24 protein-coding genes are annotated in these 22426 nt (G+C 62.6%); 11 read left to right on the forward strand and 13 right to left on the reverse strand.

The annotated features are described in order from the left end of the window. Positions 1-52 precede the first annotated feature (52 nt). Both J3485_RS20025 and J3485_RS20030 read left to right on the forward strand, forming a co-directional pair. The gene (locus tag J3485_RS20025) at positions 53-1954 is read left to right on the forward strand and encodes a bifunctional sugar phosphate isomerase/epimerase/4-hydroxyphenylpyruvate dioxygenase family protein (protein ID WP_206958217.1); all 1902 of its coding nucleotides are present in this window, start codon (positions 53-55) and stop codon (positions 1952-1954) included. A 115-nt stretch (positions 1955-2069) separates the two neighbouring features. Further along, entirely contained in the window at positions 2070-3248 is a 1179-nt protein-coding gene (locus J3485_RS20030) for a porin (protein ID WP_206956080.1), read from the forward strand. Positions 3249-3349: 101 nt separating this feature from the next. Here the strand turns inward: J3485_RS20030 and pcaC are convergent, their stop codons facing one another. The 3 genes from pcaC to J3485_RS20045 all read right to left on the reverse strand — a co-directional run bounded on the left by pcaC (position 3350) and on the right by J3485_RS20045 (position 6387). Further along, positions 3350-3736 (reverse strand): 4-carboxymuconolactone decarboxylase, encoded by a 387-nt coding sequence (gene pcaC / locus J3485_RS20035; protein WP_206956081.1) that lies wholly within the window; start codon positions 3734-3736, stop codon positions 3350-3352. 49 nt (positions 3737-3785) lie between these two features. Further along, a complete protein-coding gene (locus tag J3485_RS20040) occupies positions 3786-5147 on the reverse strand; it encodes a 3-carboxy-cis,cis-muconate cycloisomerase (protein WP_206956082.1) in 1362 nt (453 codons plus the stop codon). A gap of 259 nt (positions 5148-5406) precedes the next feature. Then, on the reverse strand, positions 5407-6387 hold the full coding sequence (locus tag J3485_RS20045; RefSeq protein ID WP_206956083.1) for a LysR substrate-binding domain-containing protein: 981 nt from the start codon (positions 6385-6387) through the stop codon (positions 5407-5409). Positions 6388-6518: 131 nt separating this feature from the next. Here J3485_RS20045 and pcaH point away from each other — a divergent pair, with 131 nt between their 5' ends. The 5 genes from pcaH (at position 6519) to pcaD (ending at position 10282) form a co-directional block, all read left to right on the forward strand. After that, positions 6519-7274 (forward strand): protocatechuate 3,4-dioxygenase subunit beta, encoded by a 756-nt coding sequence (pcaH, locus tag J3485_RS20050; protein WP_206956084.1) that lies wholly within the window; start codon positions 6519-6521, stop codon positions 7272-7274. Next, a complete protein-coding gene (pcaG, locus tag J3485_RS20055; protein ID WP_206956085.1) occupies positions 7274-7948 on the forward strand; it encodes a protocatechuate 3,4-dioxygenase subunit alpha in 675 nt (224 codons plus the stop codon). The genes pcaH and pcaG overlap by 1 nt, the downstream gene beginning before the upstream one ends. Before the next feature lie 133 nt (positions 7949-8081). Further along, positions 8082-8765: a 3-oxoacid CoA-transferase subunit A gene (locus tag J3485_RS20060; RefSeq protein ID WP_206956086.1), complete on the forward strand. Its 684-nt coding sequence runs from the start codon at positions 8082-8084 to the stop codon at positions 8763-8765. 10 nt (positions 8766-8775) lie between these two features. Further along, complete coding sequence (locus J3485_RS20065) at positions 8776-9414, forward strand: 3-oxoacid CoA-transferase subunit B (protein ID WP_242538867.1); 639 nt, start codon at positions 8776-8778, stop codon at positions 9412-9414. Between the two features lie 103 nt (positions 9415-9517). Beyond that, the gene (pcaD, locus tag J3485_RS20070; RefSeq protein ID WP_206956087.1) at positions 9518-10282 is read left to right on the forward strand and encodes a 3-oxoadipate enol-lactonase; all 765 of its coding nucleotides are present in this window, start codon (positions 9518-9520) and stop codon (positions 10280-10282) included. Here pcaD and J3485_RS20075 read toward each other — a convergent pair whose 3' ends face one another. Further along, on the reverse strand, positions 10283-11149 hold the full coding sequence (locus J3485_RS20075) for an IclR family transcriptional regulator domain-containing protein (RefSeq protein ID WP_206956088.1): 867 nt from the start codon (positions 11147-11149) through the stop codon (positions 10283-10285). A gap of 221 nt (positions 11150-11370) precedes the next feature. Between J3485_RS20075 and pcaF the strand changes: the two genes are divergently transcribed. Beyond that, complete coding sequence (gene pcaF, locus J3485_RS20080) at positions 11371-12573, forward strand: 3-oxoadipyl-CoA thiolase (protein WP_206956089.1); 1203 nt, start codon at positions 11371-11373, stop codon at positions 12571-12573. A gap of 15 nt (positions 12574-12588) precedes the next feature. Here the strand turns inward: pcaF and J3485_RS20085 are convergent, their stop codons facing one another. Together J3485_RS20085 and J3485_RS29460 are read right to left on the reverse strand one after the other, a co-directional pair. Then, positions 12589-13221 carry a helix-turn-helix transcriptional regulator gene (locus J3485_RS20085; protein WP_206956090.1) on the reverse strand — a complete coding sequence of 211 codons (633 nt, stop codon included), beginning with the start codon at positions 13219-13221 and terminating at the stop codon, positions 12589-12591. Positions 13222-13496: 275 nt separating this feature from the next. Beyond that, positions 13497-13676: a hypothetical protein gene (locus J3485_RS29460; protein WP_309477102.1), complete on the reverse strand. Its 180-nt coding sequence runs from the start codon at positions 13674-13676 to the stop codon at positions 13497-13499. Here J3485_RS29460 and J3485_RS20090 point away from each other — a divergent pair. Genes J3485_RS20090 through J3485_RS20100 form a run of 3 tightly spaced genes read left to right on the forward strand, consistent with a single transcriptional unit; the run spans position 13596 to position 15794 of the window. Next, positions 13596-14495, forward strand: coding sequence for an ornithine cyclodeaminase family protein (locus J3485_RS20090; protein WP_309477060.1), 900 nt, complete (start codon positions 13596-13598; stop codon positions 14493-14495). The two genes, J3485_RS29460 and J3485_RS20090, sit on opposite strands and share 81 nt — an antisense overlap. Positions 14496-14522: 27 nt before the next feature. Continuing rightward, positions 14523-15494: a threo-3-hydroxy-L-aspartate ammonia-lyase gene (locus J3485_RS20095; RefSeq protein ID WP_206956092.1), complete on the forward strand. Its 972-nt coding sequence runs from the start codon at positions 14523-14525 to the stop codon at positions 15492-15494. Positions 15495-15551: 57 nt separating this feature from the next. Next, complete coding sequence (locus J3485_RS20100) at positions 15552-15794, forward strand: AbrB/MazE/SpoVT family DNA-binding domain-containing protein (protein WP_206956093.1); 243 nt, start codon at positions 15552-15554, stop codon at positions 15792-15794. 91 nt (positions 15795-15885) lie between these two features. Here J3485_RS20100 and J3485_RS20105 read toward each other — a convergent pair whose 3' ends face one another. The 7 genes from J3485_RS20105 to J3485_RS20135 are packed head-to-tail and all read right to left on the reverse strand — an operon-like array spanning position 15886 to position 22399. After that, complete coding sequence (locus tag J3485_RS20105; RefSeq protein ID WP_206956094.1) at positions 15886-16185, reverse strand: DUF971 domain-containing protein; 300 nt, start codon at positions 16183-16185, stop codon at positions 15886-15888. After that, a complete protein-coding gene (locus J3485_RS20110; RefSeq protein ID WP_206956095.1) occupies positions 16182-17177 on the reverse strand; it encodes a HEAT repeat domain-containing protein in 996 nt (331 codons plus the stop codon). Before J3485_RS20110 ends, J3485_RS20105 begins: the two co-directional genes overlap by 4 nt. Beyond that, entirely contained in the window at positions 17174-18031 is an 858-nt protein-coding gene (locus tag J3485_RS20115) for an ABC transporter ATP-binding protein (protein WP_206956096.1), read from the reverse strand. Before J3485_RS20115 ends, J3485_RS20110 begins: the two co-directional genes overlap by 4 nt. Further along, complete coding sequence (locus J3485_RS20120) at positions 18028-18891, reverse strand: ABC transporter permease (RefSeq protein WP_206956097.1); 864 nt, start codon at positions 18889-18891, stop codon at positions 18028-18030. The genes J3485_RS20115 and J3485_RS20120 overlap by 4 nt, the downstream gene beginning before the upstream one ends. 45 nt (positions 18892-18936) lie before the next feature. Beyond that, entirely contained in the window at positions 18937-20361 is a 1425-nt protein-coding gene (locus tag J3485_RS20125; protein WP_206956098.1) for an ABC transporter substrate-binding protein, read from the reverse strand. Between the two features lie 49 nt (positions 20362-20410). Then, positions 20411-20656, reverse strand: coding sequence for a 4Fe-4S dicluster domain-containing protein (locus J3485_RS20130; RefSeq protein ID WP_206956099.1), 246 nt, complete (start codon positions 20654-20656; stop codon positions 20411-20413). Positions 20657-20668: 12 nt separating this feature from the next. Further along, positions 20669-22399, reverse strand: coding sequence for a fumarate reductase/succinate dehydrogenase flavoprotein subunit (locus J3485_RS20135; RefSeq protein ID WP_206956100.1), 1731 nt, complete (start codon positions 22397-22399; stop codon positions 20669-20671). Positions 22400-22426 lie beyond the last annotated feature (27 nt).

The raw sequence follows: 22426 nt of genomic DNA on the forward strand, positions 1-22426 counted from the left end.
GCGCAGCACATAGCCCATGCAGACCCATTCTTTTCGTCGTGCCGATGCGCCGTTGCAGCGCTCGATCGCCACCGTTTCGATCAGCGGCACGCTCGTCGAGAAGCTGCGGGCGATTCACGCGGCGGGGTTTCGCTGCGTCGAGATCTTCGAGAACGACTTGCTCTACTACGACGGAACGCCCGCCGACGTCCGCCGCATTGCCGACGATCTCGAGTTGCGGATCGTGCTCTATCAGCCGTTTCGCGATTTCGAGGGCGTGAGCGTCGAGCGGCTGATGCGCAACGTCGAGCGCGTCAAACGCAAGTTCGACGTGATGCATGCGCTCGGCACCGACCGGCTGCTCGTCTGCAGCAATGTGTCCCCTGACACGGTTCGTGACGACGGGTTGATCGTCGATCAACTGGGCGTGCTCGCGCAGCAGGCGCAAGCGGCCGGCGTGACCGCGTGCTATGAGGCGCTCGCTTGGGGACGGCACGTCAATTCGTATCGTCATGCGTGGCGGCTCGTCGATGCAGTCGATTCACCGAACCTTACGCTCGCGCTCGACAGCTTTCATACGCTGTCGATCGGCGATTCGCTCGATGAAATCGCATCGATTCCGGGGGAGCGGATCGGATTCGTGCAGATTGCCGATGCGCCGCAAATGAGCATGGACGTGCTCGAATGGAGCCGCCACTATCGCTGTTTTCCCGGGCAGGGCGATTTCGCGTTGGCCGAGTTTTCCGCACGCGTGATCGAGAGCGGCTATCGCGGCCCGCTTTCGCTCGAGATCTTCAACGACGGCTTTCGCGGTGCACCGCCTGTTGCGACTGCTGCCGACGGGTACCGCTCGCTTCTGCTGCTGGAAGAGGACACGCGTGCAGGGTTGGGCGGCGGGGAAACGACCGCCGCGTTGCCGCTCTATGCGCCGCCCAAAGCACCCGCGCATCTGTCTACGCAATTTCTGGAGTTTGCCGTCGATACCGCGTCGCGCACGCATCTCGTCGACTGGCTCGAGAAACTGCACTTCCATTGCGCGGGGCAGCATCGATCGAAAGACGTCACGCTGTATCGGCACGGCGCGGCCGCCATCGTGCTGAACTCGGAACCCGATTCGTTCGCGAGTTCGTTCTTTCAGCAACATGGTCTTTCGCTTTGCGCGTCGGCGTTTCGTCTCGACGATGCGCAGCTTGCGCTCGAACGTGCTGCCGGTTTCGGCTATGTCCCGTTCTCGGGACGCATCGGGCCGAACGAGCGCGTGGTGCCGTCCGTGCGTTCGCCCGATGGCAGTCTTAACTACTTAGTGAACGAAAAGTCGGGGCAGCCGACGTTGTTCGAAGCCGATTTCGTGCTGACGGACATCGATGTTTCGAGCGAGGCCGGGCCGTTGATCGGCATCGATCACCTATGCCTAGCGCTGCCGATGGGGGCGCTCGATAGCTGGACGTTGTTCTTGAAAGCCGTGTTCGGGCTTGAAGCATCGCCTGGCGTCGTAGTGCCTGATCCGTATGGGCTCGTGCGATCGCGTGCGTTCTGCAATCGCGATCGCACGCTGCGCCTCGTGCTCAATGCGTCGGTCGATCGCCACACGGCCGTGGCCGAGACGATTCAGGCGTATCGCGGCACGGGGCTCAACCACGTCGCGTTCGGTACCGCCGACATCTTTCGTGCGGTTGCCGACTTCGAGGCGGCGGGCCTTCCGCTTTTGCGCATTCCTCGCAACTACTACGACGATCTGGAAGCCCGTTATGCATTGCCCGAATCCGTTCTCGCCAGTCTGCAAGCGCACAACCTGCTCTATGACCGCGACGAGCGTGGTGGCGAGTTTTTGCATGCCTATACGGAAACGCTCGATCAGCGCTTCTTTCTAGAAATCGTCGAGCGGCGCGGCGGGTACGACGGCTACGGCGCGCCCAATGCCGCGGTGAGATTGGCCGCCCAAGCTCGGCACCGGCAGGAACGTGCTGCGAATTAGCAGCCGGTCGGCCCTCGGAGCAAGAGGCCGAGCATGTGTTGTTCCCATTTGCTTTATCACAGAGACCTCGGACGCAACCTGGGGCGATGACCTTTGGAGTGGAGAAAAAAGCTAGATGAAGACCTACAGCAAACAGATCGGCCGTGTGGCCGCCGCCGCAGCGACCCTCGCGTGCACGTCGGCGTTCGCGCAGAGCAGCGTCACGCTTTACGGCGCGGTGGACGACGCCTTGACCTACGTCAGCAATCAGAAGGGCAGCTCGAACGTTTATCTGCGGCAGGGCAACCTTTACGCATCGAAGTTCGGTTTGCAAGGCAAGGAAGATCTCGGCGACGGCACGACCGCCGTCTTCGATCTGCAAAACGGCTTCGATCCGAACACGGGAGCGCTTTCGTCGTCGGGCGTCCTGTTCAATCGCGAGGCATACGTAGGACTCCAAAACGTTCGCGCGGGCACGCTGACGGCCGGACGCCAATACACACCGTATTACATGTTCGTCGGCCCGCTGACCGGCAGCTCATGGCTCACGGGTGCAACGGGCGCACACCCCGGCGACATCGACGGACTCGATACGACAGTGCGCATCAATAGTTCGTTGGTCTATACGTCGCCGAACTGGGGCGGGTTGCAGGCGAGCGCGATGTACGCGCTAGGCGGCATTGCGGGCAGTACGGGGAAGGGGGAGACCTATAGCGGCGCGCTGCGCTACGCGAGCGGCCCGGTTTCGCTCGGGCTCGGCTATCTGCGCATGGACAACGCACAGCAAACCACCGGCTTCGATTCCGCGTCGACGGGCAGCTTCGGTGTCTCGGCGCTCAATGCCGGCTATGTGTCGGCGAAGGCGGTTCAACACGTCGCCGCGGCCGGCAACTATACGCTCGGCAATCTCGTGCTCGGGCTTTCGTATTCGAACGTCGAGTATCAGGCCGGCGCGCATTCGCTGTTCGGTTCGACGGCGGTCTTCAATACGTACGCCGCGCTGGCCGTCTATCACTTCACGCCCGCGTTCGACGTCGGCACGGGTTTCGCGTTCACGGCGGCATCGAAGGCGAACGGCATCAGCGATGCGGCACGCTATGAGCAATATTCGCTCAAGGAGGCGTACCACTTGTCCAAGCGCACGACGCTCTACGCGTTGCAGGCTTATCAGCATTCGAGCGGGCAAACGCTCGGCAGCGCCGGGGCCGGCGATATCATCGACGCGGCACCGGACGTGGGCGATTCGCAAGATTCAACGCCGTCGTCGACGCATGGACAATTCGTCAGCATGTTCGGTATCGCGACGCTGTTCTGATCGCGTTTCCTGACGAGCGCCGCGCGGTCATCGCGCGGCGCTCGTAGCCAGCGTTCGTCGGTGCCGCTTACCTGTGTGCCGGTCACCGGTACGAACGCGATTCAAGCCTGCCCGTCTTCCTCACGAAAGATCCGGTCGGCCAGGTGGAAGGCCGAATTCGCCGCGGGCACGCCGCAATAGATGGCCGTTTGCATCAGCACTTCCTTGATCTCGTCGCGCGTCACGCCGTTGTTCTTCGCGGCGCGCAGATGGAGCGCCAACTCTTCGCCGCGGTTGAGCGCGACCATCATCGCGATCGTCAGCAGGCTGCGCGTATGGCGCGGCAATCCCTCGCGCGTCCAGATCTCGCCCCACGCATAGCGTGTGATCAGTGCCTGAAATTCTTCGGTCAAAGCGGTGCGGTGGGCAAGCGAACGGTCCACATGGGCGTCGCCGAGTACCGCGCGTCGCACCTGCATGCCTGCTTCATAGCGTTCTTCGTCTTTCATTTTCGTAATCGCAGATTTCGGTAGTCGCAGATCGATTCAAACAAGCATTTCACGAGCGCGCAGCCCGATAGCGTTCGAGCACGGCATCGACGAACTGTTGCGCCTGCCCGCTGTAATTGGCCGGATCGAACAGGGTGTCGAGTCGAGGTTCGTCGAGCGCGCGCGTGACGTCGGGATTGTCGCCGAGCACTTGACGCAGGGTGCGTCCGCTTCGGATGGCTTCATGCGATGCGTGCTCGACGAGTTCGTGAGCCCGCAGGCGTCCGATCGATGCGCCGAGCGCGAGCATCACGGCCTCGCCGAGGATCAGGCCACGCGTCATATCCAGATTCGTCGCCAGTCGTGCGGTATCGACGTCGATACCGTCCACGATTTCGGTGACGCTCGCCAGTGCGCCCGCGCAGAGCCTTGCGATGTCCGGCAACGTTTCCCATTCGGCTTGCCAGCCGCCGAGCGCGCGTTCGTGCTCTTGCACCATCGCGGCGAGCATCGTGGCGACGAGCCCCGGTACGCGCGCGGCAGCCGTCAGCGCCGCGGCGCAGCCGACGGGATTGCGTTTATGCGGCATGGTCGACGAGCCGCCTTTGCCCGACGATGACGGCTCGGTCAACTCGCCGACTTCGGTTTGCATCTGCAGCGAGACGTCACGCGCGATCTTGCCGAGCGTGCCTGTCAGAAGGCCCAGCACCATTGCCGCTTCCGCGATGCGATCGCGTTGCGTATGCCACGGCACGGTAGGCAAGGGCAATTCGAGCGTGTGCGCCAGCGCTTGCGCGACGCCCTGTGCCGCATCGCCGAGGCTGGCCAGCGTACCCGCTGCGCCGCCGAACTGTAGGGCGAGGGAGCGCTCGCGCAACTGCGCGAGCCGTGTGCGATGGCGCTCGAACGCATCGAGCCATTGCGCGCATTTCAACCCCAACGTGATCGGCAACGCGTGTTGCAGCCATGTGCGGCCGATCATCGGCGTATCGCGGTACTTCGCGGCTTGACGCGCGAGCACGTCGCACAGCGTATCGACGCCACGGTCGATGAGATCGAGCGCATCGCGCAACTGCAGCACCATGCCGCTGTCGATGATGTCCTGGCTCGTCGCACCCCAATGCACGTATTTGGCGGCGTCAGGCGCTTGTTCGGCGACGCGCGTCGTCAACTGCTTGACGAGTGGTATGGCAAGGTTGCCCGCGCTTGCGGCCGCCGCGGTCAAGGCGTCGGCATCGATTCGATCCGCATCGCAGGCCGCTTCGATCGGCGCGACCGCGTCGGCCGGAATGACGCCGCCTTTGGCGAGTGCGCGCGCGAGCGCCGCTTCGACGTCGAGCATCCGTTGCACGGTGGCCTTCGGCGAAAACACGGCGAGCATGGCGTCGGTCGAGGTTAGCCTGTCGTTGAGTCGTCCTTGATACGCGAACATGGGCGCCGGATTCAGCTATGAAGAGAAAGGAGAGCGATGACGCGGGCGTCGTGGGGCGAGCGCAGCGCAGTCACGCATTCGATAACCGAATCGTTCATTCGGCGATTTGTTCGATGGCTTGTGCGATTATCGAACAAGTTAGTGAATATCGAGCAAGTGCCTAGATCGTAAGCTCGTGAGATGGCGATGGTCAAGTCTGTTCTCTCCACTTTGTTCGCCGCCTGGTTCACCAGTTAGTTCACCCGCTATGTTCGCGCGGTCAGCGTTTTTGTTCGCGTGATGCGGGTGGGCGGCGCACGGGACGACGCGCACGCGATTGTTCCGGCTGTGCCTCTGCGCTCGTCAGGTCGCGCAAGATCTCGGCTAGCGCTTCGACGATCTCGGACGGTTCGACTTCGCTGCGGCGCAGGATACCGACAGGCTCCTCGGCATTGGCGATCGCGAGCGGCAGCCTGGCCAGTTCGCCGCGTTCGAGATCGTCGCGGGCCGCCGATTCCGGCGTAATCCAGACAGCGTCGGAGCGCCGCGCGAGCAAGCGGGCGACGGATACGGATAGCGTTTCCGTGCAACTGCCCGGCACGCGCAACGCGTGGGCGTCGAAGAACGCATCGGTGTGGAGCCGCGGCACCGTGCCGCTCGGCGCCACGACGAGCGGATAGGCGAGTACGGATTGCGGAGATACCGATCGTGCGCGCAGCAAAGGGTGCCGGGTTTGCACGGCCATGACCAGCGGCTCCGCGTACAGCAATTCGAACGACATGCCTTGCATCATCGATGGCTCCGCCATGCGGCCGATCGCACAATCGAGGCGCCCCGCTTTGAGGGCCGATAGCAATGCTTCATTCGTCGCCGTATGCAGCCGCACGCCCGTTCGAGGCTGACGTTCGCGCAGCCGCAGGAGGGCATCGGGGAGGATGCCGCTCGCGACGGTCGGCAACGCGCCGAGTTCGAGGATGGTGGCCGGCGGCGCGCCCGGGCCTTGCAACGCGGATGCCGCCGATTCCATGGCCTGTTCGACACCGATGGCATAGCGAAGGAAATGCTCGCCGGCCGGTGTCAAACGCGCGCCATGTCTACCGCGTTCGACGAGACGAACGTTCGCGAGCGATTCGAGCTCGGACAGCGTTTTCGAAACGGCCGGCTGCGTCAGGTTCAGTCGCCCGGCGGCGCGGCCGAGATGGCGCTCGCGAGCGATCGCGAGAAAGCAACTGACGTGACGAAAACTGATTCTGGTTTCCATTACCGGAGGTTATGGATTGACGGAACGGAAGTCAATTTACGCGCGCGTGCGTGCGCCATAGAGTGGACCTCGAAAATATCGGCCCTGCGGCGGCTAGCGGCGGGGCGTTTATGCGCAGGAGAGCGATCACCATGTCAGACCTACCGACGGCTGTTCCTGGCCGCCTTTACGGCGACTTTGCCCAGCGCGACACGGCCGCGCATCCGGCGGCTTATACGCCGGGCTATAAGACGAGCGTGCTGCGCTCGCCGCGCAACGCGTTGATTTCCACGCTCAACACCTTATCGGAGCGGACCGCCCCGGTTTTTCGCGCCGACGAGCTGGGGCCGCTGGACAACGACCTCATCCTCAACTTCGCCAAGGACGGCTTGCCGATCGGCGAGCGCGTCGTCGTGCACGGCTATGTGCGCGATGAATTCGGACGTCCCGTGCCGAATGCCCTGGTGGAAGTCTGGCAGGCGAATGCGGGCGGACGGTATCGACATCGCAACGACAAGTACATCGCCCCGATCGATCCGAACTTCGGCGGCTGCGGGCGCATGCTCACCGACGAAAACGGCTATTACGTCTATCGCACGATCAAACCGGGACCGTATCCGTGGCGCAACCGGATCAACGATTGGCGGCCCTCGCATATTCATTACTCACTGAGCGGCGACGGTTGGGCTCAGCGCCTGATTACGCAAATGTACTTCGAAGGCGATCCGCTCATTGCGCAATGTCCGATCATCAAGACGATGCCGAGCGAGGAACAGGTGCGAGGATTGATCGCGCTTCAAGACACCGGCAACAACATCGCGCTCGACAGCCGTTGTTATCGCTTCGACATCACGCTGCGCGGGCGGCGTATGACCTATTTCGAGCCCACGAAGCAAGGGGATAAATAATGAGTCGCTTCGCGTTTTCTCCGCTTCCTCCGAACGTCCCGTTCGCTCCGGTTCGTCTGCCCGAGACGGCCTCGCAGACGGCCGGCCCCTATGTGCACATAGGGCTCGCGCCCAAACAGGCCGGCTTCGATATCTTCGAAAACAATTTCGGCCCGGTGCTCGTTGCACCTGATACGCGCGGCGAGCGTATCGCCATCGAAGGGCGCGTGTTCGACGGATCGGGCTCGCTCGTCCGCGATGTTCTCGTCGAGATCTGGCAGGCGAATGCGCAGGGCAAATACGCGCATCCGGGCGATCGCCAAGATTTACCGGCCGATCCGTCGTTCCGGGGTTGGGGACGGGCGTGCGCCAGTTTCGAAACGGGCGTGTTCCGCTTCGACACGATCAAGCCGGGACGCGTGGCTGGGGTCGGCAACGCGCAGCAAGCGCCGCACGTGTGTCTCGTTCTATTCGCGCGCGGCATCAATCTGGGGCTGCATACGCGACTCTATTTCGACGATGAGGCCGAAGCGAATCGGAGCGACCCCGTCCTGACCGGTATCGAATGGGAAGTGCGGCGCCGGACGCTGATCGCGCAACGCGGCGAGCGCGATGGCGCCGTTGTCTACACGCTCGATATCCGTCTGCAAGATACGCCGGACGGCGGAATCGAGACGGTGTTCTTCGATATTTGAGCCCGTGCCGATCCGGATCATGTGTGTTCGATAATCGAACAGTATTTCGATAATCGCCGTTGACTGAGAGCGGGTAGCCCTCTACATTGTTCGGCAACCCGAAGCTGGAGGCGCTACCGCTGGCGCATATACGATGATCGACAAGACTATTTCTTCGCTCGAAGCCGCCGTTGCCGATATTGCCGATGGCGCTACCGTCATGATCGGCGGCTTCGGCTCGGCCGGGCAGCCGGCAGAGCTGATCGATGCACTGATTGCGCAAGGCGCGCGCGAACTCACTATCGTCAACAACAACGCCGGCAACGGCGAGATTGGCCTGGCGGCATTGCTCAAAGCGCGGCGCGTGCGCAAGATCATTTGTTCGTTTCCTCGGCAGGCGGATTCGCAAGTGTTCGACGCGCTGTTCCGTGCCGGCGAAATCGAGCTCGAACTCGTACCGCAGGGCAATCTCGCGCTGCGGATACAAGCGGCCGGCGCTGGACTCGGTGCGGTCTTCACGCCGACCGGTTATGGCACGCGCTTGGCCGAAGGTAAGGAAACGCGCGTGATCGACGGCAAGCCGTACGTGCTCGAATATCCGATCAAAGCGCAATTCGCGCTGATCAAGGCGCATCGCGGCGATCGCTGGGGCAATCTTGTTTACCGCAAGGCGGCGCGCAATTTCGGCCCGATCATGGCGATGGCGGCAACGACGACGATCGCGCAAGTTTCGGAGATCGTGCCGCTCGGCGCACTCGATCCCGAGACCATCGTCACCCCGGGGATTTTTACGCAGCGCGTCGTTGCGGTGCCCCAAGCGCATGCGCGCGCCGCGTGAGGAGATTCAGATGAACAAATGGACGCGCGATCAGATCGCTCAACGTGTTGCCCGCGACATTCCCGAAGGTTCGTACGTGAACCTCGGCATCGGCCTGCCGACGAAGGTCGCCAATTACTTGCCGGCCGAGCGCGAGATTTTCCTTCATAGCGAGAACGGTTTGCTGGGCATGGGCCGCGCGCCCGAGCCGGGCGAGGAAGATCCCGAATTGATCAATGCCGGCAAAGAGCCGGTGACGTTGCTCGAGGGCGGTGCGTTCTTCCACCATGGCGATTCGTTCGCGATGATGCGAGGCGGCCATCTCGACATCTGCGTGCTCGGTGCATTTCAGGTATCGAAAACCGGTGACTTGGCGAACTGGCACACGGGTGCGGCCGATGCGATTCCCGCGGTCGGCGGCGCCATGGATCTCGCGATCGGGGCCAAACAGGTTTTCGTCATGATGGATCATCTGACGAAGTCCGGGCAATGCAAGCTCGTGCCGGAATGCACTTATCCGCTGACGGGTATCGGATGTGTCGATCGTATCTATACGGATCTGGCCGTGATCGACGTGACGGCGCATGGCCTTGTCGTCGTCGATATCGTCGAGGGGCTCACTTTCGAAGCACTGCAGGAAGTGACGCCTGTGCCGCTTGCGCGGTCCTGATCTAGCCTGAAGTTAGGAATCCTAATTATCTACCTGACCTGGATGCCGGATCGAATCGGCATCGCGGTGAATCATCGGCATTTCGTCTCATCGGGACACTGACATGCAGCATGCGCACGGCATCGCCTATACCACCGCAGGCCCGGACGGCGCACCTGCCATCGTCCTATCGAACTCGTTGGGCACGACGCTCGACATGTGGCTGCCGCAACTCGACGCGCTGGCGCAGCGGTATCGCGTCGTACGCTACGATACGCGCGGCCATGGGGCCTCGCTTGCGCCATCGGGTGAATGCACGCTCGACGTACTGGGCCGCGACGTCCTTGCCGTGCTCGACGCGTTGAATATCGAGCGCGCGCATTTTTGCGGCATCTCGATGGGTGGTTTGACCGGGCAATGGCTCGGCGTGCATGCAGCCGAGCGCATCGGTAAGTTGATCGTCGCCAATACTGCCGCGCGCATCGGATCGTTCGAGGGATGGCATGAGCGGGCAGCGCTGGTGCGCGCTCGCGGCATGGACGAGGTGGCGGCCGGCGCGGCAGGGCGTTGGTTCACGGCCGATTTCATGGCGCGAGAGCCGGACGTCGCGGCACGACTGACCGATCAATTGCGCGGCACGCCCGCTGACGGCTACGCGGCTTGTTGCGATGCGTTGTCTTCGGCGGACCTACGTGAAGAGATCGGCCAGATCGCGGCACCGATGCTCGTGATAGCGGGCCGATACGATCCGGTGACGAGCGTCGACGATGCACGATTCATCGCCGAGCGCGTGCCGGGTGCGCGTACCGTCACGCTAGATGCTTCGCATTTGTCGAACATCGAGGCGGCGGACGCATTCACCGCGGCAGTCTTGGCGTTCTTGGCGTAGTCAGAGCGCGAGCAGCGCCAACTCTTGGGCCCCCTCACGCAGAACCGGCAGGATGCGGCTCTCCATTTCCGCCGTCGATACGCGCGCGGCCTGCACGCCGACATTGAGCGCGGCAATCGCACGGCCGTTCGCGCCATAAACGGGCACGGCGATCGAGCGCAGCCCAATCTCCAATTCTTGATCGACGAGCGCATAGCCATTGGCGCGCACGGAGCCGAGCGTACTGCGCAATCCTTCCCGCGAAACGATCGTGCGCGGCGTGTATTGAATCAGCTTCGTGCGATCGAGATAGGCGTCGAGCGCTTCGGCGCTAAGTTCTGCCAGCAATACACGGCCCATCGACGTGCAGTACGCGGGCAGCCGGCTGCCGATATGAAGATCGATCGACATGATGCGCGAGGTCGACGCGCGTGCGATGTAGAGGATTTCATCGCCGTCGAGCAGCGCGACCGAACTCGACTCGTTGAGCGTGCCGCTGATATGGCGTAAGACAGGCTGTGCTGCGTGCGCCAGCGGCGTGGTAGCGAGGTACGCGTGGCCGAGCTTGAGTACGCGAGGGCGTAGCGAAAACAATCGATTGTCTTCCTCGGCCACGAAGCCCAGCTTGGCGAGCGTATAGAGGCAACGCCTGACGGCCGCACGCGGAATGCCCGTGCGCTGACTGATCTGAGACGTCGTCAAGACGCGGCGTTCTTGCGAAAACGCTTGAAGCACGGCCAAACCCCGCTCGAGCGAGGTCATGAAATTCGGATCGCTGGGCGGGGCCGCATCCGCATTCGCATCCGATGATTCGGTGTTGTCGGGCGTGGCGTGCTCGATGGTCTCTTCGGGTGTTTCCGGTTCCGGACGGCGGCTCGCTCGTTTCATGGTGTTCGCTTATTTCCGTATGAGGTTCGATAATCGCACGGTATTCTGATAATCGCACTTGACGATTGTGCCATGCATCCCCAAGATTTGTCTTCGAATGCCATGAAGCGGGGACTGCCGGCGTGTTGATGGGCCGACGATGTTGAAACACCCTAGCGCCAGGCATCGTTGCCAATCTGATGCGCGGCGTGCGATGGCCGCGCCTATGCCAAGGACTTTCGATGGAAAACGCCTTTATCTGCGATGCAATTAGGACTCCTATCGGTCGCTACGGCGGCGCGCTGGCGGCAGTGCGGGCCGATGACCTCGCCGCGGTGCCGATCAAGGCGCTGATCTCGCGCAATCCGGAAGTCGATTGGAGTGCAATCGACGACGTCATCTTCGGTTGTGCGAACCAGGCGGGCGAAGATAACCGCAACGTTGCGCGCATGGCGAGCCTGCTTGCTGGTTTGCCCGAAGGGGTGCCGGGGGGCACCGTCAATCGTCTTTGCGGTTCAGGGCTCGATGCGCTGGGGAGTGCGGCACGCGCCATCAAGAGCGGAGAGACTGAACTGATGATTGCGGGCGGCATCGAGAGCATGAGCCGCGCCCCGTTCGTCATGGGCAAAGCCGAGAGCGCGTTCAGTCGTGCCGCCAAGATCGAAGACACGACGATCGGCTGGCGATTCGTCAATCCCGCGATGCGCGCCATGTACGGCGTGGATTCGATGCCCGAGACCGCGGAGAACGTGGCGGCCGAATTCGGCGTGAGCCGTGAGGATCAAGATGCGTTTGCGCTGCGCAGTCAGCAGCGCGCGGCGGCGGCTCAAGCGAGCGGTCGCTTCGATGAAGAGATCGTCTCGGTCACGATTGCTCAGAAGAAAGGCGATTCCATCGTCGTCACGAAGGATGAGCACCCGCGCGCGACGACGCTCGAGGCGCTCGCCAAGCTCAAGGGTGTGGTGCGTCCCGACGGCACGGTGACGGCGGGCAACGCATCGGGCGTTAATGATGGCGCTTGTGCGCTCTTGCTGGCCAACGAACGGGCGGCATCACGGTTTGGCTTGCAGCCGCGTGCGCGCGTCGTAGCGATGGCGACCGCGGGCGTTGCGCCGCGCATCATGGGCGTGGGGCCGATCGATGCCGTGCGTAAGGTGTTGAAGGTTGCGGGGCTGACGCTCGATCAAATGGACGTGATCGAACTGAACGAAGCGTTTGCCGCGCAGGCACTGGCTGTCGCACGCGTGCTCAATATCGATGCCGACGACGAGCGCGTCAATCCCAATGGCGGCGCGATTGCACTCGGCCACCCGCTGGGCGCTTCCGGTGCGCGTCTCGCGACGACGGCGGCGTATCAGCTCGCACGCACAGGCGGCCGTTATGCGCTGTGCACGATGTGCATCGGCGTGGGGCAGGGCATCGCGGTCATTCTCGAACGCGTTTAGATTGGAGCGCGGTGCTTATTTGGCGTCGTTGTAGACGGTTGCGCGCGATACGCCCACATGTTGCGCCACGGTCTCCATCGACCGCCGCAAATCCAGATAGCCTTCTTCCTTCAAGGCCTGCATCAGCGCCTTGCGCTGCTCGGTGCGAAGGGCCTGCGGTGTCGTTGCAAGACTGACCGCGAAGCGGTCGATTCGCTCGCGCAGCGAGTCGGCCGTCGACGGGTCCAGCGATTCCTTGACCACGGCCCCTTTCGGAACGGAAAACTGTTCGAGCATCGTCGCGATGCTGCGAAACAGGGTCACGTCCACATTCAGACAGAGTGCGGCGAAGTAATGCCCCTCGGAATCCTTGATGCCGATCGAGGTGCTCTTCGCCTGGCGGCCATCGCTAAATCGGTTCGCGTAGTTCGCGAGAATCTGCGGGTAGTCGTCATCCGCAATTCGGGCTAGACCCAATTCCGTCGTGGGGTCGCCGACTTGGCGTCCCGACAGATTGTTGTGGATCGCCAGCACGGAATGCTTCGGCGAGCGCAGATCGTGGACCACCACCTCCGTAAACGGCGCAAACGTTTCCCCCAGGCCCTCCGCGATTTGCTTGACTTGGTCGAGGATGGCCTGTTGTTCGCTGGTGAATTTTCTTTTGCCCATATTAGACGCTTCATCTAATTTTGGCCTCATTGTATAGGGTACTTCGGCGATCTAGCAAACCGGCTCGATTCGCAGCTCGATTCACAGCCCGATTCACAGCCCGATTTGCAGCGGATTCCCCGTAGTTGAAGGTACCGTCGAAGTGGCGCTTCCAGCCTCCAGCGCACGATCGCGTCGATTTGACAATCGGTAGAAAATTGGACACACTGTCTAACGAGGTCGATGGTCTCGGCTATCGAACCGAATACCGTGGCCCACGAAAATACCGGGATGGGTCAGTTCGTCATCGTCTTTTTTCGCCAATGCCTACCGACGCCCAACTCCTTCTTCTCGATCGCGATGCGGTTGAGCCTGCCTTGCAAAGCGAGCACGTGATGGCCGCGGTTCGCGAAGCCTTCGTCTTGCATAGCCAGCGAGCCGGACGGGTTTTCCCGCTTGTCCGTGAGAAGCTGCACACCGGCGGCGTCTTTGGAATCAAGTCAGGGGACGTCGCAAGCCAAGATTTGCTCGGGTTCAAAGCGGCCGGGTTTTGGCCAGGTAATCGAGCGCTGGGTGGCGAACCTCATCAGGCGACCGTCGTGCTCTTCGATCCGCATACGGGGCGCCCGCTGTGCATCATGGACGGCAATGCGATTACCACGGCGCGCACCGGTGCGGCCGGCGGCCTGGGGCTGCAGCTTCTCGGGAGGCGGGACAGTACGCGCATTTGCGTGTTCGGCACCGGGGTGCAAGCACGTGTTCAACTCGAGTACACGCTGCAGGTTCTTTCGCAACCATGCACGGTCCAATATGTCGGCCGCAGCGCAGAGCCCGAGCCGGCGTTCGAGGCCGCGTTTCAGGGCCGATGCGCGATTGGCCTCGCGCGGGAGCGCAATGAGGCGGTGGCCAATAGTGACGTCGTCATTACGGCGACGACGGGCAGCGGCACGTTGTTTGACGGTGACGCTGTTCAGCCCGGCACGCATTTGACTTGCGTGGGCACCGATACGGCCGGCAAACGCGAACTTCCGGAAGGCGTGTTGAAGCGCGCGCATATTTTCGTCGACGATCGAGCGCAGGCTCGCAGCATCGGAGAATGCCAGTGGGCGCCGGCGCTGCCTTGCACGGAAATTGGCGATCTTCTTGCCGGTACGGCTACCATCGAGCGGTCACCTACCGACATCACCGTATTCGACATGACCGGGCTCGCGCTTCAGGACCTGACGGTCGCACGCTTTCTTTATGATTCGGCTATCCGCAAGGGATTTGGAACGGCCGTTGCATGGCCTTGGTAAATGACATCCGACTAGCGAGTCACTTATATGACCACCGTTGAACTTCCCACCTATGCAGACGTCGAGGCAGCAGCGAAGCGTATCGAAGGGCACGCAAATCGCACCCCGGTGCAAACGTCGCGCACGCTGAACGAACTCGTCGGCGCCGAGGTTTTTTTCAAGTGCGAAAACTTCCAGCGCATGGGCGCCTTCAAGTTTCGCGGCGCCTTCAATGCGCTCTCCAAGTTCTCGCCCGAGCAGCGTCAAGCGGGCGTAGTGGCTTTTTCTTCAGGAAACCACGCGCAGGGCATCGCCCTTTCCGCGCGGATTCTGGGTATGCCCGCGACGATCATCATGCCGCACGATGCGCCCGCGGCAAAGGTTGCGGCGACCAAAGGCTACGGTGCCAACGTCGTCGTCTACGATCGCTATACCGAAGATCGTGAAGCGATCGGGCGTCGCCTCGCGCAGGAACAAGGGCTCACGCTGATTCCGCCCTACGATCATCCTGATGTGCTTGCTGGGCAAGGCACCGCGGCGAAGGAGCTGTTCGAGGAAGTCGGCGCGCTCGATAGCCTGTATGTGCCGTTGGGCGGCGGCGGGCTGCTGTCCGGCACGGCGCTCTCGACGCGGGCGCTTGCGCCGCGGTGCGCGTTGTACGGTGTCGAACCCGAAGCCGGCAACGATGGCCAGCAATCGTTTCGCCGTGGCGAGATCGTGCATATCGATACGCCCAAGACCATCGCCGATGGTGCGCAGACTCAGCACTTGGGTGCTTATACGTTTGAAATCATCAAGCGCGATGTCGACGATGTCCTCACGGCGTCGGATGCGGAGTTGGTGCAGGCCATGAAGTTCTTCGCCTCGCGCATGAAGATGATCGTGGAGCCCACCGGGTGCCTCGGGCTCGCCGCGGTGCTGCGCACGAAAGACGCGCTCAAGGGTAAGCGTGTGGGCGTCATGATCAGCGGCGGCAACATCGACCTCGATCGATTTTGCTCGCTCGTGTCGGCTGAGTAGGTGTCGATTGGTCGTCGAGTGTGCTGGACTTGAAAATGACTCGAGAGGGGAGTAATCATGCAAGTCGCAAAATGGGGCGATAGCCTTGCCGTCCGACTGCCCGCGAGCGTCGTAGAGGCGCTCGGACTGCAGGAAGGTGACGACATCGAAATTTACGCCGACAAATCTGGTGCGTTCTCTGTGAGCAAAAAGCCCACGGTCAATGAACGGATCGAGCGTCTGCGGAAGTATCGTGGTCGCCTGCCTGCCGACTTCAAGTTTGATCGGGAATCGCTCAGCGAGAGGGGAAACGCAGAATGACCGTTGACGCGCCGGCGCAGTTCGCCGTCGATAGTAACGTGATCGTGTTCCTGCTTTCTGGCGATCAGGCAAAGGCGGAATTCAGCCTACCTCAGTCCGACGCATCCTCCGATTCCGTCACGCGTTCGAGATACGCCCATGGGTAGATTCCGCGCGTGTGGCCGTCGCTGAATCGGAACTGGACGCCATAGCCCATCGGTTCGATGCCGAGCAGCATGATGTCTGTTTCTATGTCGATGTGGCCGCCGCTACGACGGTGCGCCGTGCATTGCGCGCAGCGACAGGCGGCACGCAACCGCGCGTACTCGATACGCTGCGTGCGTCCGTCCGGCCACGACAGATTCAGCGTGCGCGTGGCGGCGTCGAGCGAGATCTGCGCGGGTATCGTCATCGATCGTCCTCTCCGATTTGTGCGATTGCGATCCGCGCTGCCTTGCGTACGTCCGGATCGCTGTCGAGTAGCGCGTCGCGCAGCGCTGGCAGCGTGCCTGTATCGCGCAGCTCGCCAAGTGCAAGCGCCGCCTCACGGCGCAGATTGCCGATCGGGTGGGTGAGCAAAGCGGCAACGGCGGGCGCTGCGCGCGCATTACGGATCTGCCCGAGCGAGCGAACGGCGCGCAACTGAATTTGCCAATAGGGATCGTCGAGCGCGGCGACGAGCGGATCGACGGCCGATGGCGTGCGCAGTTTGCCGAGTGTTGCCGTGGCTTCTTCGCGGACCTGCCACGCGTCGTCGCGCAATGCAGCGAGCAGCGCGCGCGCCGTCGTCTCATCGGCGGCGGGCGCGAAGCCGAGTGCGCCAACGGCCGCACGGCGTACCCCGGCGTCGGCATCGCCGGCGGCGCGTTGAGCAAGCGGCCCGAGCGCACGCTCGTCTTTCAGCCAGCCGAGCACCGCGACGGCTTCGAGCCGCACGGTGGCATCGTCGTCGTCGAGCGCCGACAGGGCGTGACCGAATGCTTCGGCACAGCGCAGCTCTCGCAGGCCGCGAAGAACGGAACGCCTAACGAATGGGTCCGGCTGTCGTACCCAGCGTTGCAGCACCGCGCCGGAGGATGCCTGCTTCAATTCCGAGAGGCTGTCGGCCGCGGCGGCTCGAACGTCGTCGTCCGCGTCGAGCAGTGCCGCGCAGAGCGCGTCGACTACGTCGTCACGTTCCCACGCGCCGAGTATCGATGCAGCTTCTTGCCGGATCTCGGCTGCCTCGTCGCCGCGTAGTGCGGCGATGAACGCAGGTATCGTCGCGGCGCTTTCGAGATCGGCGAGTTGGAGCAGTGCGATGCGGCGCACGGCTTCGTCGGGTGATTGCAAGCGCGCGAGCGCATCGGCTGCGCGGTCGGCGATTGCGTCGAGGTCTTGAAGAACAATGGGACTCGTATTCATCGGGGCAGGGCGAGATCCGTCAGGTCGTGGCTGGTCGGGGCATCCGCCGCGCGTCGCGGCGAAGCGGGCGGATGCGCGGCATCGCGCAGTGCGCGAATGCAGCGGCGTTTGAGTTCGATGAATGCCGGCTCTGTCGTGCTTTCTTCGCGACGAGGCCGAGGCAACGGCACCGCGAAGTCGTCGACGATACGCGCGGGGCGGTTCGACAGCATCACGATGCGATCGCCGAGGAAGAGCGCTTCGTCGATATCGTGTGTGACGAATACCACTGTCGTGCGGATCGTCGACCAAATATCGAGCAATAGCGTCTGCATCATCCGGCGCGTTTGCGCATCCAGCGCGCCGAATGGTTCATCCATCAATAGGACTCGCGGGCGGTTGATCAGCACGCGGGCGATCTCGACACGCTGCTGCATGCCGCCCGACAAGTGTGCGGGATAGTGATGCTCGAAGCCGGCGAGACCGACGAGCGCAAGCAACTCTGCCGCCTTCTGCCGCCGCTCATGCTGAGCGATACCCTGCATCTTCAATCCGAACGCAACGTTGTCGATCACGCGCTTCCACGGGAACAGCGTGTGCTGCTGAAACACGAGCCCGCGCTCGGGATGCGGGCTATCGACGAGGCGACCATCGATGCGGATTTCGCCGTGCGTGGGCGGCACGTGTCCGGCGATCGCACCGAGCAGCGTGGACTTGCCGCAGCCGGACGGGCCGAGCACGCAGAGGAATTCGCCCGGCGCGATGTCGAGGTCGAGCGAGCTGAGTGTGCTCAGGCGTGCGTCGGGGGGGCCGACGTCGATCGATAGCGCCTGCGCTTGCACGCGCGCGGCGCGATTCGTGGCGAGTTCGCTCATCGATGGCCTCGGCGTGCTTGATGCCAGGGGGTGAGCGCGATGCCGACGCGCTTGAGCAGCAGGCTGCTGCCCATGCCGAGCACGCCGATGAATGCCATGCCGACGACGATGTCCGCATAGTTCTGCAGCGTGTACGACTCCCACGTGAAATAGCCGATCCCATACTGGCCCGCGATCATCTCGGCGGTGACGAGGCAGAACCACGCGGTGCCCATGCCGATCGCGAGCCCGGCGAAGATCGCGGGTGCGGCAGCCGGCAGGATCACCTCGGTGTACACGCCGAGCCGAGTCGCGCCGAGGCCGCGTGCGGTGGCGACGAGGCGCGGGTCCACGGTATCGACGCCATGCAGCGTATTGAGCAGGATCGGGAAGAGGGCACCGACGAACGTGATGAAGATCATGCTGATTTCGGACGACGGAAAGAGCAGGATCGCGAGCGGAATCCACGCCACGGCCGGGATCGGCCGCAGCATTTCGAGCGGCGGAAGCAATAGGTCTTCGAGCGCGCGATGGCGGCCGATCGCGAGTCCGAGCAAGATGCCTGTCGCGGCAGCGGCACAGAAGCCGGCGAGCACGCGATAGACGCTGGCCGCGAGATCGAGCGGCAGCTTCATCGAATGCAGCAGACTCCACAGCGCAGGCGCGACATCGGCAGGCGCGGGCACGTTCCCGAAGGAGATGAAGCCAAGCGATAGCTTGTACCGGACCGCAAGCTGCCACAGCCCGATGCAAAGGGCGATCGAACCGACGCGCAGGAACCGCCTGCGTCGTTGCGACGTGACGTTGTGAGTGCGGTTGGCTAAGCGCGGAGCCGGGGTTTCGGTTTCGGGTCGTTCCGTAAATTCGAGTATGGCTGCCATCTGCGTTTCCGTTCGATTGAGGTGCGTCGGAGGTCTGCGGGTTTGTCAGCGTGCTGCAACCGCTTCGGTCGCGCCCGATGTCGCGTTGGCGTAATCGACGACGGCGCCGGCCGTCGAGCGGGCATAGGCGTCGGCGCTCGATTTGAGCAGGAACGCGGCCAGGCCGCCGTGCGCATCGCGCACATACCACGCTTGTTTCGCGAAGAGTTCGAGCCCGCTCGTGTGGTCATGCACGAACACGGCCCTGACTTTGCCGTCGGATCGCTCGATCGTCTTCAGCGATGCGAAGGCTTCGGCGGGTTTGTCGTAGCTGCGGACCTTCGATTCATTGACGACCCACACTCGCGCGACGTCTTTGAAGTTGCGAATCGGCTTGCCTGTCACGGCATCGTTGGCGACGAGCGGCTCCGGCGCGTAGTTTTTGAGTGCGGCTTCATAGTCGAGCCCGGATTCCTTGAATGCCTCGCGGATGAAGCGATCGTCGACGAACGTATCGACGTTCAGATCCACATCGGTTTTCTTGAGCAGCTTGAGCGTGGCGATAGCGGTGGCGACCGCACGGCGATATTCGGGCTTCCACGTCAGGTCGCGCGTTTGCAGGCCGAGCGGGCCCAGGTAGAGGTAGTCGACGGGCGCTTCGATGCCCGTGACCTTTTCGATCATCAGGCTATATTTCTCGGGGTCCTGCGTGAGAAGGCGATTGGCTTCGAGTGCCGCGCGCAGATAGGCGACCACCACTTCCGGATATTGCTTTGCATAGGCGGCGTCGACGAGCGAGCCGTGGAAGGTGGGCGCGTGGCTTTGCGAGCCGTCATAGATTTTGCGGGCGATGCCGCGGTATTCGAATAGTTCGGAGAACGGCGCGAAATCCGCATGCGCGGCGATGCGCCCTGCCTTCAACGCACTGCCGGCCACTTCCGGAGCCTGCGTGATGACGTTCACGTCGACATCCTGTTTCCATCCTTGCGCGGCGATCGCACGCAGCAACATGCCGTGCGACGTCGATGCGAATGGAACGGAAATCGTCTTGCCTTTTAAATCGGCGAACGAGTGAATCTTGGAATCGAGCGGCACCACGATGCCGTTGCCGCTGCCGTCGATACTGCCCGACAACACCGTGATGAACACGCTTTTCTTGCCGGCTTTTTGAAACGCGGCGCCGTTGAGGGAGCCGGGGAAGTCGGCCATTACGCCGAAATCGAGCTTGCCGGCGACCATCTCGTTCGTGATCGGCGCGCCCGACGTGAAGTCTTTCCATTGCACGTCGTAGGTCACGTGTGCATATCGGCCAGTATGCGGCAGGTATTTGTCGAGCAGATGCAATTCGCGGATCAGCAGGCCGCCTGCCGCGCAATTGATGGTCGTATCTTGCGTACCGATGGCGACGCGGATCGTTTCGGCGCGGACGGTGCCGACGGTGGCGAGCAGCGCGAGCGCGAGCAGGCCGAAGATCGGATGACGAAGTTTCATGGTGTGCCTGGCTTTGTCGTGTTTCGTTGTAACGGAATCGAGTCGCGCGTCAGCGCAGCAGATACGGAATGTCGACCTTCACGGCGCCCGTCGGGCAATCCTTTTCACACGGCATGCAGTACCAGCATTCGTCGAACTGCATATAGGCCTTGCCTTTCGTCAGGTCGATCGCGAGCAGGTCGAGCGGGCAGACGTCGACGCAGACCGTGCAGCCCTTATCGGCGATGCAGCGCGTTTCGTCGATCGTCACGGGCGCGCTCGTGCGGCTCGCGATGGTTCGTGGCAAGTAGGACACGGTGTGATCTCCTTAGATTGCGGTGGCAGGTGTCCGGATGCGCAGGCGCTCGTAAGCGCCGCGATCGACTTCGTCGAGCGGCACGACATAGGGCTCGACGCGATGTTTCTCGGTCAACATGTGGCCGCGCTCGTCCTTGCGCAGCCACGTGTGGCAGAACCATTCGGCGTCGTTGCGCTGCGGATAGTCGACACGATGGTGGTAGAGTCCCCAGCGGCTTTCCGTGCGAAATAGCGACGCACGTGCTGCCATCTCCGCACAGTCTCTGATTGCGCGCACTTCGGCCGCACGCATCAGTTCGTGCGGGTGCTGCGCCGAAATCGCGTCGATGTCATCGGCGATTTCCTCGAATCGCTCGAGGCCGATCTCCATCTTGCGGGTGACCTTCGGCGGTTGCAGATAATCGTTCACCATGCGGCGCAGCTTGTATTCGACCTGAGCGGGCGGTAGGCCATGCTCACGGTCGAGCGGCGCGTAAATGCGTGCGCGTTCGGCTTCGACTTGAGCCTCGTCGACGCTCGCATGCTCGCGGCCGGCAATATAATCAGCGGCGTTCTGGCCGGCGAACCAACCATAGGTGAACGCGCCGAGCATGTAGTTGTGCGGGACGGCGGCCATGTCGCCCGCCGCATAGAGCCCGGGCACCGTGGTTTCCGCTCGTTCGTTGACGTAGACGCCCGACGCGCTGTGGCCGCTGCAGAACCCGATCTCGGAGATATGCATTTCCACCATCCGTTGCCGGTAGTCGGTGCCGCGTCCGGCGTGAAAGCGGCCGCGGCTCGGCCGCTCGTTCGTGTGGAGAATTTGCTCGATGGTCTGGATCGTTTCTTCCGCGAGATGGTCGAGCTTCAGGAATACGGGACCGTTGCCGCCCTGCAGTTCCTGGTAGAACTCCCACATCATCTGTCCGCTCCAGTAGTCGCATTCGATGAAGCGCTCGCCTTTGCCGTTCGCCGTGAAGCCGCCGAGCGGCCCCGTCACGTACGCACACGCGGGACCGTTGTAGTCCTTGATGAGCGGGTTGATCTGAAAGCATTCGAGGTTCGAGAGCGCCGCACCCGCGTGATAGGCCATCGCGTAGCCGTCGCCGGCATTGGTCGGATTTTCGTAAGTGCCCATCAGATAACCGGACGCGGGCAGACCGAGCCGCCCGGCCGCGCCGCAGCAGAGGACGACGGCCTTCGCGCGGATCACTTGAAACTCGGCCGTCCGGCAGTCGAAGCCGAGTACGCCGCTCACGTGTCCGTTCGAATCGGTCAACAGGCGCGTCGCGACGATTCGGTTCGTGATCGCAATGCGCGAGCGCTTCAATTGCCGATACAGCATCTTCTTGATGTCGTGACCTTCGGGCATGGGCAGAACGTACGATCCCATGTGGTGAACCTTCTTCACCGCATAGTCGCCGTTGCCGTCCTTTTCGAATTTCACGCCCCAGCGGTCGAGTTCTTCGATGGTGGTAAAGCTGTGCTTCGCATAGGCGTAGACGGCCGACTGATCGACGATGCCCTCGTTCGCGAGGGTGATCTCGCGCGTGTATTGCTCGGGCGTGGCGTGGCCGGGAATGATGGCGTTGTTCAGACCATCCATGCCCATCGAGATTGCGCCGCTGCGCTTGACGTGCGCTTTCTCGAGCAAAAGCACCTTGAGTGCGGGGTTGCGCTCCTTGGCCTTGATGGCGGCCATCGGGCCGGCTGTTCCGCCGCCGACAACCACTAGGTCGTATTCGTGGACTTGCGTGTTCATTGCGGGTTTCCCATGTCGTGCTTATCG

It is taken from the genome of Trinickia acidisoli (assembly GCF_017315725.1).
In the GTDB taxonomy this organism is placed as follows: domain Bacteria; phylum Pseudomonadota; class Gammaproteobacteria; order Burkholderiales; family Burkholderiaceae; genus Trinickia; species Trinickia acidisoli.